Here is a 16,265-nt window from a genome sequence, read left to right as displayed (position 1 = left end):
ACAAAAGTTCTCCTCGCAGCTCCCCGCCTGTTGCAACTGTCTCATTTCGATGCGTAAACTGGCATTCACGGAAGCGGCACCGCTATCGCATTGGCGCCGCCCGGAGACACGAACAACGCCAGGCGGACCGATGATCAAGACTCCCCACAAAGTCGACCTTCCCCTTCCCAAGCGCGGAGTTTCCGATCCGGACGCCCTGGCCGCCGAGATCATGGACAAGCTGACTTACAGCATCGGCAAGGATGCCAAGGTGGCAACCCCGCATGACTGGTTGACGGCAACCATCCTCGTGGTGCGCGACCGCATCATCGACACGTGGATGGAATCCACTCGCACCACCTACATGAACAACGGCAAGCGGGTTTATTACCTATCGCTCGAATTCCTGATCGGCCGCCTCCTGCGCGACGCCATGTCGAACCTCGGCCTGATCGATGACATCCGTGAGGCGCTCTCCTCTCTGTCAGTCGAATTCGACGTGATTGCGGGCCTTGAACCTGACGCGGCGCTTGGCAATGGCGGTCTTGGCCGCCTCGCCGCCTGCTTCATGGAGAGTATGGCAACCGTCAACATCCCGGCCTATGGCTACGGCATCCGCTACGTGCACGGCCTCTTCCGCCAGCAGATGGCAGAGGGCTGGCAGGTCGAGCTGCCGGAAAGCTGGCTCGCCCACGGGAACCCCTGGGAGTTCGAGCGCCGCGAAAGCTCCTACGAAGTGGGATATGGCGGCACGGTCGAGACTGTCGATGGCCCCGACGGCGAACCCCGTTACGTCTGGAAACAGGGTGAACGCGTCATTGCAACGGCCTTCGACACTCCGGCAGTCGGCTGGCGGGGCGAACGCGTCAACACGCTGCGCCTCTGGTCGGCGCAACCGATCGATCCGATCCTGCTCGACGCCTTCAATGCCGGTGACCATATCGGCGCGCTGCGCGAGAGCAACAAGGCCGAATCCCTGACGCGCGTCCTCTATCCAGCCGATGCGACGCCTGCCGGCCAGGAGCTGCGCCTGCGCCAGGAATTCTTCTTCTGTTCGGCGTCCCTGCAGGACATCGTCCGCCGACACCTGCAGCAGGGCAACACGCTCGCCCAGATGCCGGACAAGGTCGCGATCCAGCTCAACGACACCCACCCGGCCGTCTCCGTCGTCGAACTCATGCGCCTTCTTGTCGACGTTCACGGCATCGCCTTCGACGAAGCCTGGGAGATTTCCTCCAAGACCTTCTCCTACACCAACCACACGCTCCTGCCGGAAGCTTTGGAAAGCTGGCCGGTGCCGCTTTTCGAACGCCTCCTGCCGCGTCACATGCAGCTCGTCTACGCGATCAACGCCAAGGTCCTGCTCGACGCACGCAAGAAGCGCGGCTTTAATGACCATGAGATCCGCCAGATCTCGCTGATCGACGAAAGCGGCGACCGCCGCGTGCGCATGGGTAACCTCGCCTTCATGGGCTCGCACTCGATCAACGGCGTGTCGGCCTTGCATACCGAGCTGATGAAGGAGACGGTCTTCTCCGATCTCCACAAGCTCTATCCGACGCGCATCAACAACAAGACCAATGGCATCACCCCGCGCCGCTGGCTGATGCAGTGCAATCCCGACCTGACCGACCTCATCAAGGAAGCGATCGGACCGGAATTCCTCGACGATGCGACCAAGCTCAAGGGTCTCGACGCCTTCGCCGACGATCCGGCCTTCCAGCAAAAGTTTGCGGCCGTGAAGTTCGCCAACAAGCAGAAGCTGGCAAGCCTCGTCGCTAGCCGCATGGGCATCAAGCTCGACCCGCATGCGATGTTCGACATTCAGATCAAGCGCATCCATGAATACAAGCGCCAGCTTCTGAACATCATCGAGACGGTCGCGCTCTTCGACCAGATCCGCTCGCATCCGGAACGTGACTGGGTCCCGCGCGTCAAACTCTTCGCCGGCAAGGCAGCGCCCAGCTACCACAACGCCAAGCTCATCATCAAACTGGCCAACGACGTCGCCCGCATCATCAACACCGACCCCTCGGTGCGCGGTCTGCTGAAGGTCGTTTTCATCCCGAACTACAACGTCTCGCTCGCCGAAGTCATGGTTCCCGCCGCCGACCTTTCCGAACAGATTTCCACCGCCGGCATGGAAGCGTCTGGAACCGGGAACATGAAGTTCGCGTTGAACGGTGCATTGACCATTGGAACGCTCGACGGCGCCAATGTCGAAATGCGCGATCATGTGGGCGAGGAGAACATCGTGATTTTTGGAATGACCGCAGACGAGGTCGGACGCGTGCGAGCGGATGGACACAATCCCCGCGCCGCAATCGACGCCTCGCGCGAACTGCAGCAGGCCCTCTCGTCGATCGCATCTGGCGTCTTCTCGCCTGATGACCGTGACCGCTATGCCGATCTGATGCAGGGCATTTACCAGCATGACTGGTTCATGGTTGCCGCCGATTTCGACGCCTATGCCAAGGCTCAACGTCAGGTGGACGACATCTGGACCGATACCTCGGCATGGTATTCCAAGACCATCCGCAATACGGCCCGCATGGGCTGGTTCTCGTCGGACCGCACCATCCGGCAGTACAACGCGGACATCTGGAGAGCTTGATGGCAAAATCACCGAAGAGGAGCGGTGACGTAGCGACGCCGGACACACCGTCGGCAGCAGAAATCGAAGCGATCATTCATGGGACGCATGGCGACCCCTTCGCCTTTCTCGGCGTGCACGAGGCAGGCGCGGGCCATGTCGCGCGTTGCTTCATCCCGGGTGCCGAGACGGTGGTTGCCTACAATCTGGCCGGAGACCAGGTCGGCGAACTCGCGCGTCTCCACGATGCCGGCTTCTTTTCCGGTCCGGTCAAGCTCGATGGGGTTCTGCCGGTCCGCTACCGCGCCACCCGCGGCGATGCCGAATGGACAGTGACCGACCCCTACAGCTTCTGGCCGATCCTCGGGCCGATGGACGATTACTTCATTAAGGAAGGATCGCACCTGCGCCTCTTCGACAAGATGGGCGCTCATCCGATCAAGCATCAGGGTGTCGACGGCTTTCACTTCGCCGTCTGGGCCCCCAATGCCCGCCGCGTTTCCGTCGTCGGCGACTTCAACGACTGGGACGGCCGCCGGCATGTCATGCGCCTGCGCCGCGACACCGGCATCTGGGAAATCTTCGCGCCCGATGTCCGGGCCGGTGCCAGCTACAAGTTCGAAATCGTCGGGCCGCATGGCGATCTTCAGCCGCTGAAGGCCGACCCCTTTGCGCGCCGCGCCGAGATGCGGCCGAAGAACGCTTCGGTGACAACACCTGAGCTCGAACAGGACTGGGAAGACGAGGCCCACCGCAAGCACTGGGCAAGCATAGACCAGCGCCGCCAGCCCATTTCGATCTACGAGGTCCATGCCGGGTCCTGGCAGCGCCGCGACGACGGCTCCATGCTGTCCTGGGACGAAATGGCGGCCCGGCTGATCCCCTACTGTGTCGACATGGGCTTCACCCATATCGAATTCATGCCGGTGACCGAGCACCCTTACGACCCATCCTGGGGCTATCAGACGACGGGGCTTTACGCCCCGAGCGCCCGTTTCGGCGAACCGGAGGGCTTTGCCCGTTTCGTCAACGGCTGCCACAAGGTCGGCTTGAGCGTCATCCTCGACTGGGTGCCGGCGCATTTCCCGACGGACGCCCACGGGCTTCGCAACTTCGACGGAACGGCGCTCTACGAACATGCCGATCCCCGCCAAGGCTTCCACCCGGACTGGAACACCGCGATCTACAATTTCGGTCGCCAGGAGGTTCTGTCCTATCTGATCAACAACGCGCTGTATTGGGCGGAGAAATTCCACCTCGACGGGTTGCGCGTCGATGCCGTCGCTTCGATGCTCTACCTCGATTATTCCCGCAAGGAAGGCGAGTGGATCCCCAACGAGTATGGTGGCCGGGAGAACCTGGAGTCGGTCCGCTTCCTCCAGCAGATGAACCACCATGTCTATGGCAGCCATCCCGGCATCATGACCATCGCCGAGGAGAGCACCTCCTGGCCCAAGGTCTCGCAGCCGGTCCATGAAGGAGGCCTCGGCTTTGGCTTCAAGTGGAACATGGGCTTCATGCATGACACGCTGAGCTATTTCGCTCGGGATCCGATCTACCGGAAGCATCATCACAACGAACTGACGTTTGGCTTGCTCTACGCCTTCTCGGAAAACTTCGTGCTGCCGATTTCCCATGACGAAGTCGTACACGGCAAGGGTTCGATGATCGCCAAGATGCCCGGTGACGACTGGCAGAAATTTGCCAATCTCCGTGCCTATTACGGCTTGATGTGGGGCCATCCCGGCAAGAAGCTGCTCTTCATGGGCCAGGAATTTGCCCAATGGGGCGAGTGGTCGGAGGAGCGCTCACTCGACTGGAACCTGCTCGACTACGCCCCGCATGAAGGCATGCGCCGCCTCGTGCGTGACTTGAACTTCACTTATCGTGCGAAGGCCGCACTTCATGCCCGTGACTGCGAGGGTGAGGGCTTCGAATGGATCGTCGGCGACGACCAGGACAATTCGGTTTTTGCCTGGCTGCGCAAGGCACCCGGCGAAAAGCCGATCGCGGTTATCTGCAACCTGACGCCGAACTACCACGAGCGATACGAATTGAGCTTGCCTGCGGCCGGCCGTTGGCGTGAGATACTCAATACCGATGCCGAAATCTATGGCGGCAGCGGCAAGGGCAATGGTGGTCGCGTGGAGGCGCATGCCACGGGAAGCGGATGGGCAAAGGCGGGTGTGACCTTGCCACCGCTCGCCGTGATCATGCTGGAATTGGAACAGTAAGGGGAGGATACACATGACGGAAAAGAGAACAAAAAGCCTGTCGCGCGATGCCATGGCCTATGTGCTGGCCGGTGGTCGCGGAAGCCGCCTCAAGGAACTGACGGATCGTCGCGCAAAACCCGCCGTCTATTTCGGCGGCAAGGCCCGGATTATCGACTTTGCCCTCTCCAATGCGCTCAATTCCGGCATCCGCCGCATTGGCGTCGCCACGCAGTACAAGGCGCACTCGCTGATCCGCCATCTGCAGCTCGGCTGGAACTTTTTCAGGCCCGAACGCAACGAGAGCTTCGACATCCTTCCGGCCTCGCAGCGCGTCTCCGAAACGCAGTGGTACGAAGGCACCGCCGACGCCGTTTACCAGAACGCCGACATCATTGAATCCTATGCCCCCGAATACATGGTTATTCTGGCCGGCGACCACATCTACAAGATGGACTACGAATTGATGCTGCAGCAGCATGTCGATTCAGGTGCCGATGTGACGATCGGCTGCCTCGAAGTGCCGCGCATGGAAGCAACCGGCTTCGGCGTCATGCATGTGGATGCGACCGACCGGATCATCGACTTCGTCGAAAAGCCGGCCGACCCGCCGGGCATTCCCGGCAGCCCCGATCTCGCGCTGGCTTCGATGGGGATCTATGTCTTCCACACCAAGTTCCTGATGGAACTGCTGCGCCGCGATGCCGCCGACCCGGAATCGAGCCGCGACTTCGGCAAGGACATCATCCCCTACGTGGTGAAGAGCGGCAAGGCCGTCGCGCACCGCTTCGCCCAGTCCTGCGTCCGCTCCGATTTCGAACGCACGCCCTACTGGCGCGACGTCGGCACGATCGACGCCTACTGGCAGGCGAATATCGACCTGACGGACATCGTTCCGGAACTCGATCTCTACGACAAGACCTGGCCGATCTGGACCTATTCCGAGATCACGCCGCCCGCCAAGTTCGTCCATGACGACGAAGGCCGCCGTGGCTCGGCGATCTCGTCGCTGGTCTCGGGCGACTGCATCATCTCCGGGTCGTCGCTCTACAAGAGCCTGCTCTTCACCGGTGTGCGCGCCAACTCCTACTCGCGTCTCGAAGGTGCTGTCGTTCTGCCCAAGGTGCAGGTCGGCCGTCACGCCAGGCTCACAAATGTCGTGATAGACCATGGCGTGGTGATCCCGGAGGGGCTGATCGTCGGCGAGGATCCGGAAATGGATGCCAAGCGCTTCCGCCGCAGCGAAAACGGGATATGCCTCATCACGCAGGCCATGCTCGACAAACTGGGATAAGACACATCCATGAAGGTCCTCTCGGTCGCCTCCGAACTTTATCCGCTGATCAAGACCGGAGGCCTCGCCGACGTCGCGGGCGCGCTACCGATCGCGCTCGCCGCCCATGGCGTCGAGACGAAGACGCTGATCCCCGGCTATCCGGCCGTGATGAAAGCGGTGAAGAAGGCCAAGAAGGTCCACGAGTTCGAGGACATTCTCGACGAGCGGGTGACACTTCTCGAGGTAAAACACGAGGGCCTGGATCTTTTGATCATCGACTGCCCGCCACTCTACGAGCGTTCGGGTGGTCCCTATCTCGATACACAGGGACGGGACTACCCCGACAATTGGAAGCGCTTCGCCGTCCTCTCCAAGGTGGGCGCCGAGATCGCGGCGGGCGTGCTGCCCAGCTTCAAGCCGGACCTCGTCCATGTGCATGACTGGCAGGGTGCTCTGGTTCCCGTCTACATGCGCTATGCCGAGGCGCCGGAAGTGCCGAGCCTCATCACCATCCACAACATCGCCTTCCAGGGGCAGTTCGGTGCAACGCTCTTTCCCTATCTTGGCCTGCCCACACACGCATGGCACGAGGCGCTCGAATATTATGGCACGATCAGCTATCTGAAGAGCGGTCTTCTGACCGCTCATGCGCTGTCCACGGTCAGCCCTTCCTATGCCGAGGAAATCCTGACACCCGAATTCGGCATGGGCCTTGATGGCGTCATCGCCAGCCGCGCCGCTGACCTCTACGGCATCGTCAACGGCATAGACGCCGAGGTCTGGAACCCGGCCAGCGATCCACTGCTCACCAGCCACTATTCCGGTTCAGCACTGAAGAAGCGCGCCGGCAACCGTGCAGCCGTGGTCGAGCGCTTCGCATTTGATGGCGACGATGGCCCGATCTTTTGCGTCATCTCGCGGCTGACCTGGCAGAAGGGGCTGGACCTGCTGCCCGACGTCATCGACGAAATCGTCAATGCTGGCGGCAGGCTCGCAATCCTCGGCTCCGGGGAAAGCGCTATCGAGGCCGCCCTTCAGAGTGCCGCCGCCCATCATCGCGGCCGTGTCGGCATGATACTTGGATATGATGAAGCGCTGTCGCATGTCATGCAGGCCGGTTCCGACATCATCCTCGTGCCCTCGCGCTTCGAGCCCTGCGGGCTGACACAGCTCTACGCCCTGCGCTACGGCTGTGTTCCGCTTGTGGCCCGCACCGGCGGCCTCGCCGATACCATTATCGACGCCAATGAAGCGGCCCTGGCTGCTGGTGTTGCAACCGGCGTGCAGTTTGCGCCGGTGACATCAGATGCCCTCCGCCGGGCGATCCGCCGCACGCTACGCCTCTATAGTGACCAGCGTCTCTGGTCGCAAATGCAGAAGCAAGGCATGAAATCCGACGTCTCCTGGAACAGGAGCGCTACGACCTATGCCGACCTTTATCAACGCCTCGTCTCGAAAGGCCCGTAATCGATGATCTCGACCGTCTCCACGAAACCCTATGCGGACCAGAAGCCCGGCACATCGGGACTGCGCAAGAAGGTTCCGGTCTTCCAGCAGGAAAACTATGCGGAGAACTTCATCCAGGCGATCTTCGACAGCCTTGAGGGCTTCGAAGGCCAGACGCTGGTGATTGGCGGCGACGGCCGCTACTACAACCGCGAAGTCATTCAGGTGGCGCTGAAGATGGCCGCCGCCAATGGCTTCGGCAAGGTGATGGTCGGCAAGGGCGGGATCCTCTCCACCCCGGCTGCGTCCCATGTCATCCGCAAATACCATGCCTTCGGGGGCATCGTGCTTTCGGCCAGCCACAATCCCGGCGGCCCGACCGAAGACTTCGGCATCAAGTACAATATCGGCAATGGCGGCCCGGCACCGGAAAAGATCACCGATGCCATCTTCGCCCGCACCAAGGTCATCGACAGCTACAAGATTGCCGACGTCGCCGACATCGACCTCGACACGGTCGGCAGCTTCGATCTGGCTGGCATGACCGTCGAGGTGATCGACCCGGTCACCGACTATGCCGACCTGATGGAAACCCTCTTCGACTTCCCGGCGATCCGCGCGCTGATCTCGGGCGGCTTCCGCGTGGTGATCGATAGCATGAGCGCCGTCACCGGCCCCTACGCCGTCGAGATCCTCGAAAAGCGTCTCGGCGCGCCTTCAGGCTCCGTGCGCAACGAGATCCCCCTGCCCGACTTCGGCCACCACCATCCGGACCCGAACCTCGTCCACGCCAAGGAGCTTTATGACGATGTCATGAGTGCCGACGGCCCGGACTTTGGTGCCGCTTCCGATGGCGACGGCGACCGCAACATGGTCGTCGGCAAGGGCATGTTCGTCACCCCCTCCGACAGCCTCGCGATGATCGCCGCCAACGCCACCTGCGCCCCCGGCTACAGACAAGGCATCGCAGGCATCGCTCGCTCGATGCCAACAAGTGCTGCCTCCGACCGCGTCGCCGAAAAACTTGGCATCGGCATGTACGAGACCCCGACAGGCTGGAAGTTTTTTGGCAACCTGATGGATGCCGGCAAAGTCACTGTCTGCGGCGAAGAAAGCTTCGGCACCGGCTCTGACCATGTGCGCGAAAAAGACGGCCTCTGGGCCGTGCTCTTCTGGCTCAACATCGTTGCCGCCCGCAAACAGAGCGTGAAGCAGATCGTCGAGGCCCATTGGGCCGAATACGGCCGCAACTACTATTCCCGCCACGACTACGAAGGCGTCGACACCGACAATGCCAACGCCCTTGTCGCAGCGCTCCGCGCCAAGCTCGACAGCCTGCCCGGCACCAAGATCAACGGCCTGACCGTCAGCGCCGCCGACGACTTCGCCTATCACGACCCGATCGACCACTCCGTCTCGAAGAACCAGGGCATCCGTATTCTGTTCGAAGGCGGCAGCCGCATCGTCTTCCGCCTTTCGGGCACCGGCACCTCGGGCGCGACGCTTCGCCTTTATGTCGAGCGCTACGAGCCAGACGCCAGCCGCCACGGCATCGAGACACAAGGAGCTTTGGCCGACCTGATCGCGGCAGCCGAGGAAGTGGCCGAGATCAAGCGCTACACCGGCATGAACGAGCCGACGGTCATTACCTGATCCCCTAGAGACCTTCGCTCACGCATTAGAGCCCCGGCGTCTTCGACACCGGGGTTTTTCTTTGCCTACGGCATGACCCCAATTGACTTCACAATCATATCCACTATTCTGGATATATGGATGAAAGATCGACGATTGCGGCCCTCGCCGCCCTGGCTCAACCGACCCGCCTGCAGACCTTCCGCCTGCTGGTGGCGCATGAACCCGATGGCGTTCCCGCCGGCGAGCTCGCGCGCCTGATCGGTGTGCCGCAGAACACTATGTCGGCGCATCTGTCGACACTCTCGCAGGCCGGCCTTGTCACGGGCGAACGCCAGAGCCGCTCGATTATCTACCGCGCCGATCTCGATCGCTTCCGCGCCGTCGCCCTTTACCTGCTCAAGGATTGCTGCGGCGGCAATGCCAGCCTCTGCCAGCCGCTGATCGACGATCTCGCCTGCTGTTCACCCACCCTCGAAGTCACCCGCCCCAACTGAGAGACCGGCCATGTCCGACAAGATCTACAACGTGCTCTTCCTTTGCACCGGCAATTCCGCCCGCTCGATCATCGCGGAAGCGCTGCTGAACCGGCTCGGTCAGGGCAAGTTCAGGGCCTATTCCGCCGGCTCCCAGCCCAAGGGTGAGGTTCATCCCTACACGCTGCAACTGCTTAAGGGCGTGAACTACGACACCAGCTTCGCCCGCTCAAAGAACTGGGACGAGTTTGCAGTCCCCGGTGCCCCTGAACTCGATTTCGTCTTCACCGTCTGCGACAACGCTGCCGCCGAAGCCTGCCCCGTCTGGCCTGGCCAACCGATGACCGCCCATTGGGGCGTGCCCGATCCGGCCGCTGCCGAAGGCACCGATAGCGAGAAGCATTTCGCCTTTGCCGAAGCCTATCGCATGCTCAATCACCGCATCTCGATCTTCGTCAGCCTGCCGATGGCGAGCCTCGACAAGCTCTCGCTGCAGAAACGGCTGAACGAGATCGGCAGCAGCACTCAGACGGCCGGCTGAAGACCATGGCCGATCTTTCACGCCGCCTCACCGCCGAGGCGCTTGGCACCGCCATGCTGGTCGCAACCGTCGTCGGTTCCGGCATTATGGCGGACCGGCTTTCAGACGATGTCGCCGTCTCCCTGCTCGGTAACACGATCCCGACCGGCGCCATCCTCTTCGTGCTGATCACGATCCTGGGTCCGATCTCCGGGGCCCACTTCAACCCGGTGGTTACGATGGTCTTTGCCCTGCGCAAGGAGCTGGAGGCCTCCGCCATTCTGCCTTACATGCTCGCCCAGATCCTCGGCGGCATCGCCGGCACGCTCATCGCCCATGTGATGTTCGACTTGCCCGTCTTCCAGGTCTCGGAGACGGTTCGCACGGGCTCGGCGCAGTGGACAGCCGAAGCCGTCGCGACCTTCGGCCTGCTCCTCACCATCCTCGGCGGGCTGCGCTTCAAGACGGACGCCATCCCGATGCTGGTCGGCCTCTACATCACGGCCGCCTACTGGTTCACGGCCTCGACGTCCTTCGCCAATCCGGCCGTCGCGATCGCCCGCAGCCTGACCAATACTTTCGCCGGCATCCGCCCGATCGACCTCGCCGGCTTCATTTTCGCGCAGATTGCCGGCGCCCTGATCGCGGCCACGATCGCCGCCTGGCTCTTTGCCGATAGCCGCAACAAAATCCCCCCGATCATACCCGAAGGAACGGAACGTCCATGACCGTCACCATTTATCACAACCCTGCCTGTGGCACCTCGCGCAACACGCTTGAAATCATCCGCCATGCGGGCATCGAACCAGTGGTCATCGAATACTTGAAGACCCCGCCGAGCAAGGAAGATCTGGCGAAGATGATCGCCGATTCCGGCCTTTCGGTGCGCGAGGCGATCCGCGAAAAAGGTACGCCCTTTGAGGAACTCAGCCTTGCAGATCCCGCGCTCACGGACGACCAGCTGCTCGACGCGATGATCACGACCCCCATACTGATCAACCGCCCCCTCGTCGTCACCGAGATGGGCACGCGCCTCTGCCGCCCGTCGGAAGTCGTGCTCGACATCCTCCCCGCCGACGCCTTCACCTCTGCCTTCGTCAAGGAAGACGGCGAAGCCGTGCTCGATGCGGAGGGCAAGCGCATTGTCTGATGCAAAAATAGACCTGCCCGCCGCCGATCTCGATCACCTGCGCATGCCGGATCTGGAGGCGCTGCGCCGCCCCTTCTCGACCCACAAGCCGCGCATCCTGATTCTCTATGGGTCTCTGCGTCAGGTGTCCTTCAGCCGCCTGCTGGCAATGGAGGCCAAGCGCCTGCTAGAGCATTTCGGTGCCGAGGTGAAGGTGTTCGATCCCTCAGGCCTGCCGCTGCCCGACGATGCACCGGTGAGCCATCCCAAGGTGCAGGAACTGCGTGACCTCTCCGCGTGGTCCGAAGGCCAGGTCTGGGTGAGCCCCGAGCGTCACGGCACGCTGACCGGCATCATGAAGGCGCAGATCGACTGGATTCCCTTGTCCGTCGGTGCCGTCCGCCCGACCCAGGGCAAGACGCTCGCCGTCATGCAGGTCTCCGGCGGCTCGCAGTCGTTCAACGCGGTCAACGCCATGCGCCTGCTCGGCCGCTGGATGCGGATGATCACCATCCCCAACCAGTCCTCGGTTGCCAAGGCATATCAGGAATTCGACGGCGAAGGCCGGATGAAGCCCTCGACCTATTACGAGCGCGTCGTCGACGTCTGTGAGGAACTGGTGAAGTTCACGCTTCTCACCCGCGACATCTCCGACTACCTCACCGATCGCTACAGCGAGCGCAAGGAAGAGGCCCTGAAAGCGGTGAACCTCAAGGCCATGTAAGCGCAACCGCTCTGGCCGAAGATCGCTCGCCTGCTATTGTTCCATCAGGCGAGCGAATCAACCGGACCACGAGGCACCAAATGACCAAGCCGATGCTCGGAGCCATCATCGGCAAGACGGGTGCCGATATCCGCCTCTGGTCGCATCATGCCGAACGCGTGGAGCTCTGCCTCTTCGACACCAGCGGCGGGGCCGAACTGGCTCGCCTTTCGATGGCGCGTGGCGAAGGCGATGTGCATCATGTCTTCGTCGAGGGTTTGAAGGAAGGCGCCCGCTACGGTTTCCGCATCCACGGCCCCTATGACCCGGCGCAAGGGCACTGGTACGATCCATCCAAGCTGCTGGTCGACCCTTACGCCACCGAGTTGGACCGCCCCTTCGTTTACGACGCACGCCTTGGCCAGTTCGGCGTCGACACAGCCGCCCTGATGCCCAAGGCGGTCCTCAAGGCACATAAGCAGCTGAAGCCGATGATGCCGCTCGGCGAGCGCACCGGCTTTATCTATGAGGTCAACGTCAAGGCGCTGACTATGCTGCATCCGGACGTGCCCGAATCCCAACGCGGAACACTCGCGGCCCTCGCCCACCCCGCCGTCCTCTCCCATCTGCGTCGCATCGGCGTCGACATGGTCGAACTGATGCCGATCACCGCCTGGATCGACGAGCGGCATCTGCCCCCCCTCGGCCTCACCAACAGCTGGGGCTACAACCCCGTCGCGATGATGGCGCTCGACCCGCGCCTCGTGCCCGGCGGTGTGAAAGAATTACGCGAGACGGTTGCCGCCCTGCATGCCGAAGGCATTGGCGTCATCCTCGACCTCGTTTTCAACCACACCGGTGAAAGCGACGTCCACGGCACGACGCTGTCTCTGCGCGGCATCGACAACCGCTCCCTCTTCCGCCATGTCGCGGATGATCCGGGCACCCTGGTCAATGACACCGGCTGCGGCAACACGCTGGCCTGCGACCATCCCTTCGTGCGGCGATTGATCGTCGATACGCTGCGCCACTTCGTGCTTTCGGCCGGCGTCGACGGTTTCCGCTTCGACCTCGCCCCGATCATGGGCCGGCATTGGGACGGTTTTCATCACGACGCCCCGACGCTGAAGGCCATCCTCGACGACGAAGTGCTGGAAGATCGCATCCTGATTGCCGAACCCTGGGACATCGGCCCCGGCGGCTATCAGCTCGGCCGCTTCCCGCCCGCCTTTCTCGAATGGAACGACCGCGCCCGCGATACCTTCCGCCGCCATTGGCGCGGCGATGGTGGAACGACAGGCGATCTCGCAAACGCGCTTGCTGGCTCCGCCGATCTCTTCGCCCATGACGGCCACGGCCAGACCCGCAGCGTCAACTTCATCTGCGCCCATGACGGCTTTTCGCTCTATGACCTCGTCTCATACGAACACAAGCACAACGAGGCGAATGGCGAGCAAAACCGCGACGGCCACAACGAGAACCATTCCTGGAACAATGGCGTCGAGGGCGAAAGCTCTGACAAGGCGATCCTGAAGAAGCGCCGGCAGGATGTCGAAGCCCTGCTCTCGACACTGTTTGCCAGCCGGGGGGCCGTCATGGTGACGGCGGGCGACGAGTTCGGGCGCAGCCAAGGCGGCAACAACAATGCCTATTGTCAGGACAACCCGCTCACATGGCTCGACTGGTCGAAGGCGGATGAAGAGCTGATCGAGACCACCGCCCGCCTTGCCGCCATGCGCCAGCGTTTCTCCTGCTTCATGGACACCAGTGTTCTGACCGGCGAAGGCGATGTGACCTGGCTGAACACTGACGGTCTGCCGATGACAATCGCCGACTGGGAAACGCCCGACCTCGGTGCCTTCGCCATGGTGCTCGCCGGCATCGACCGCGAGACGGCCAAGGACTGCCATGTTGCCGTGCTCTTCAATCGTACCCCTGAGCCGAGGGACTTCGCGCTCCCCGTACACGACAAGCGCAAATGGCGCCGCCTCGAGCCCGGGCGCAGCGCCGCCAGACTGACGGTGAAGCCGCGCAGTGTCGATTTCTGGATCGAAACCTGAGTTTTTCCCCAGCAGTGACGTTAGCCTCTTCCTCATGACATCAAGCGGCTGTAGCCTGCGGGAATTATTGAAGGATCAGGTTCTTTTCATGCCGCAAGAGATTTCACTGAAGGACGTGCCGGGCCTCGTCGGTACGATTGTCGGGGTATCGGACTGGATCACGGTTGACCAACCGATGATCGACGCTTTCGCCGGCGCCACCATGGACCACCAGTTCATCCACACCGACCCCGTCCGGGCTGCCGCAGAGACGCCCTTCGGCGGCACCATCGCCCATGGTTTTCTGACCGTCTCACTGCTCTCCGCAATGAACTACAATTGTCTGCCCAAGATCCGTGAACAGACGCTTGGCATCAACTACGGCTTCGACAAGCTGCGCTTCATGTCTCCGGTGAAAACCGGAAAACGCATCCGGGGCTCTTTCAAGCTCGCGGAAGCCCGTTTTCGCGGCGCCGGCATGCTGATGAACACCTATGAGGTGACGGTCGAAATTGAGGACGAGCGAAAGCCGGCCTTGACAGCCAACTGGATCACCATCTCCCAGTTCGACCCCAAGGACCGTCCGGAGGACGTCTGACACGAGAGGCACTGCGACGATGAGTGACGACCGCAGCGAGCTCATCCGCCAGAGTTTCCTCCGTCAGGCGAAAGCCTGCGCCGATCTCGGCTCCCCCTTCACCGCCCGCATTTGTACGCTCGCCGCAGAGCGGTTGACGGACGACACGAGGGTCGGCGCCGTGATCCTCGGTTGGCCGGGGAATCCTGACGGCACCGGCGATGCGCTCGCGCTCAGGCTGGCCGGCACGCTTCACACCATTGTGCGCTCCGGCCAAGACCCTGCACTCGCAAGCGTTTACTCGCCCCATGCCGTCGACGACGATACGCTCTGGGCCGCAATCGAGGCTGCGTTGCGCCGGGACGAAGCCTTTATCCTGGAGCGACTGAAATCAGCGCCGCAGACCAACGAGGTACGCCGCTCCTCCGCCCTGCTCCCCGGTTTCCTGACGATCGCTGCGCTGACCGGCAAACCGCTGATCCTGTCGGAAGTTGGGGCCAGCGCCGGGCTCAACCTGCAATGGGATCGCTACGCCTACCGCCTCGGTGATTTCAGCTGGGGCAATACCTCACCGATGGACCTCGCCCCTCGCTGGGAAGGCCCGCCGCCGCCAGATGCAAATGTCGAGGTGGCCGAACGCGCCGGCTGCGACCTGAACCCGCTCGACCCATCTTCAGAAGACGACCGCCTTCGGCTCTTCTCCTATATCTGGGCCGACCAGCAGGACCGCCTCGACCGCACGGTAGCGGCCCTTGAAATGGCTACCGAAAGCGGCCTGAAGGTGGAGAAGGCCGACGCCATCGACTGGCTGCGGAAGCGTTTGACAACGCCGCATCCGGGCACGACCCATGTGATCTACCACACCATCGCCTGGCAATATCTGCCGCCGGCGCTGAAGTCGGAAGGCGAAGCCCTGATCGCTGAAGCCGGCGACCGCGCGACGGAAGCCGCACCGCTGGCGCGCCTGCAGCTTGAGGCCGATGGCAAGCCGGAGGGGGCGGCACTCCTGCTCACGCTTTGGCCGACAGGGGAAACCCGCGAGATTGGCCGGGCGGATTTTCACGGGCGGTGGGTGAAGTGGGTGGGATGGGAAGGCTCAACTGGCTGAACTGAACAGAGCCGCGTAGTTTCGGCGTCCGTAGAATATGTTGGTGATCACCACGTCGCTCTCGTCCATGAGGTAGAGCACGACGGCACTATGTTCGAATGGCACCATGCGCAGCCCAGGGGCCAAGTCATCTCTCGACACTCCGCCGTAGGGCGCATCACCGATCTTCTCGCAGCGCGCACGAATACGACCAACATAGCGTCTTGCAGTCACAGGCGATTGGCTGAGCGGCAGCACGAACAAGAATATGTCTCGAAGATCGCTCAACGCCTCGGGGCGAAAACGGACCTTAGCGCGCCGCACGTCCCGACACCGGTCGCGCCTCGGCCATCATCTCGTCAAGCGCAGCATCGACCTCGTCAATGCTGAGGCTCGCACGAGGATCATCGATCGAGCGACGAACCCTCAGCCGAATGGCCTCAAGGCGTTGAGCAGGATCATCCGCCGCTTGGTGCCATGCCCCGATTGCGGCAAGCACAGCCTCGTCCGCCGACGCAAAACCGCCGATCTCAACCAGATCGTCCACGGCCTTCAGGGTCTCTTGTCCAAAGGATCTCATTGGATTTGACCTCCT

General features: G+C 62.3%; 15 protein-coding genes. 13 read left to right on the top strand and 2 right to left on the bottom strand.

The genetic code is table 11. The features are described 5' to 3' along the window. Positions 1–130: 130 nt before the first annotated feature. From BW978_RS08075 to BW978_RS08015, 13 genes are all read left to right on the top strand, one after another. Positions 131–2,593 (top strand): glycogen/starch/alpha-glucan phosphorylase, encoded by a 2,463-nt coding sequence (locus tag BW978_RS08075; RefSeq protein ID WP_076393961.1) that lies wholly within the window; start codon positions 131–133, stop codon positions 2,591–2,593. Next, on the top strand, positions 2,593–4,806 hold the full coding sequence (gene glgB / locus BW978_RS08070; RefSeq protein ID WP_076393959.1) for a 1,4-alpha-glucan branching protein GlgB: 2,214 nt from the start codon (positions 2,593–2,595) through the stop codon (positions 4,804–4,806). Before BW978_RS08075 ends, glgB begins: the two co-directional genes overlap by 1 nt. A gap of 13 nt (positions 4,807–4,819) precedes the next feature. Further along, positions 4,820–6,079 (top strand): glucose-1-phosphate adenylyltransferase, encoded by a 1,260-nt coding sequence (glgC, locus tag BW978_RS08065; protein WP_076393957.1) that lies wholly within the window; start codon positions 4,820–4,822, stop codon positions 6,077–6,079. 9 nt (positions 6,080–6,088) lie between these two features. Further along, on the top strand, positions 6,089–7,528 hold the full coding sequence (glgA, locus tag BW978_RS08060) for a glycogen synthase GlgA (protein ID WP_076393955.1): 1,440 nt from the start codon (positions 6,089–6,091) through the stop codon (positions 7,526–7,528). Positions 7,529–7,531: 3 nt separating this feature from the next. Further along, positions 7,532–9,160 (top strand): alpha-D-glucose phosphate-specific phosphoglucomutase, encoded by a 1,629-nt coding sequence (locus BW978_RS08055; protein ID WP_076393943.1) that lies wholly within the window; start codon positions 7,532–7,534, stop codon positions 9,158–9,160. Positions 9,161–9,276: 116 nt separating this feature from the next. Then, positions 9,277–9,636 carry an ArsR/SmtB family transcription factor gene (locus BW978_RS08050; protein WP_076393941.1) on the top strand — a complete coding sequence of 120 codons (360 nt, stop codon included), beginning with the start codon at positions 9,277–9,279 and terminating at the stop codon, positions 9,634–9,636. 10 nt (positions 9,637–9,646) lie between these two features. Beyond that, positions 9,647–10,156, top strand: coding sequence for an arsenate reductase ArsC (locus BW978_RS08045; RefSeq protein WP_076393939.1), 510 nt, complete (start codon positions 9,647–9,649; stop codon positions 10,154–10,156). A gap of 5 nt (positions 10,157–10,161) precedes the next feature. After that, positions 10,162–10,863, top strand: coding sequence for an aquaporin (locus tag BW978_RS08040; RefSeq protein WP_076393937.1), 702 nt, complete (start codon positions 10,162–10,164; stop codon positions 10,861–10,863). Continuing rightward, entirely contained in the window at positions 10,860–11,285 is a 426-nt protein-coding gene (arsC, locus tag BW978_RS08035) for an arsenate reductase (glutaredoxin) (RefSeq protein WP_076393936.1), read from the top strand. Before BW978_RS08040 ends, arsC begins: the two co-directional genes overlap by 4 nt. Beyond that, complete coding sequence (gene arsH, locus BW978_RS08030) at positions 11,260–11,988, top strand: arsenical resistance protein ArsH (protein WP_076393935.1); 729 nt, start codon at positions 11,260–11,262, stop codon at positions 11,986–11,988. The genes arsC and arsH overlap by 26 nt, the downstream gene beginning before the upstream one ends. A gap of 80 nt (positions 11,989–12,068) precedes the next feature. Next, positions 12,069–14,027: a glycogen debranching protein GlgX gene (gene glgX / locus BW978_RS08025; protein WP_076393934.1), complete on the top strand. Its 1,959-nt coding sequence runs from the start codon at positions 12,069–12,071 to the stop codon at positions 14,025–14,027. Positions 14,028–14,115: 88 nt separating this feature from the next. Further along, on the top strand, positions 14,116–14,604 hold the full coding sequence (locus BW978_RS08020; RefSeq protein WP_076394910.1) for a MaoC family dehydratase: 489 nt from the start codon (positions 14,116–14,118) through the stop codon (positions 14,602–14,604). Between the two features lie 19 nt (positions 14,605–14,623). Further along, positions 14,624–15,691, top strand: coding sequence for a DUF2332 domain-containing protein (locus BW978_RS08015; RefSeq protein WP_076393933.1), 1,068 nt, complete (start codon positions 14,624–14,626; stop codon positions 15,689–15,691). On the opposite strand, the gene BW978_RS08010 is transcribed toward BW978_RS08015, so the two are convergent. Beyond that, positions 15,680–15,994: a type II toxin-antitoxin system RelE/ParE family toxin gene (locus BW978_RS08010; protein WP_076393932.1), complete on the bottom strand. Its 315-nt coding sequence runs from the start codon at positions 15,992–15,994 to the stop codon at positions 15,680–15,682. The genes BW978_RS08015 and BW978_RS08010 overlap by 12 nt on opposite strands. Beyond that, on the bottom strand, positions 15,981–16,250 hold the full coding sequence (locus tag BW978_RS08005) for a hypothetical protein (protein ID WP_076393931.1): 270 nt from the start codon (positions 16,248–16,250) through the stop codon (positions 15,981–15,983). Before BW978_RS08005 ends, BW978_RS08010 begins: the two co-directional genes overlap by 14 nt. Positions 16,251–16,265 lie beyond the last annotated feature (15 nt).

The organism is Rhizobium sp. RU33A (genome assembly GCF_900156055.1).
Classification (GTDB): Bacteria; Pseudomonadota; Alphaproteobacteria; order Rhizobiales; family Rhizobiaceae; genus Allorhizobium.
Note: the sequence above shows the minus strand (reverse complement) of the source record. Positions and strands in the feature narration are given on the sequence as shown.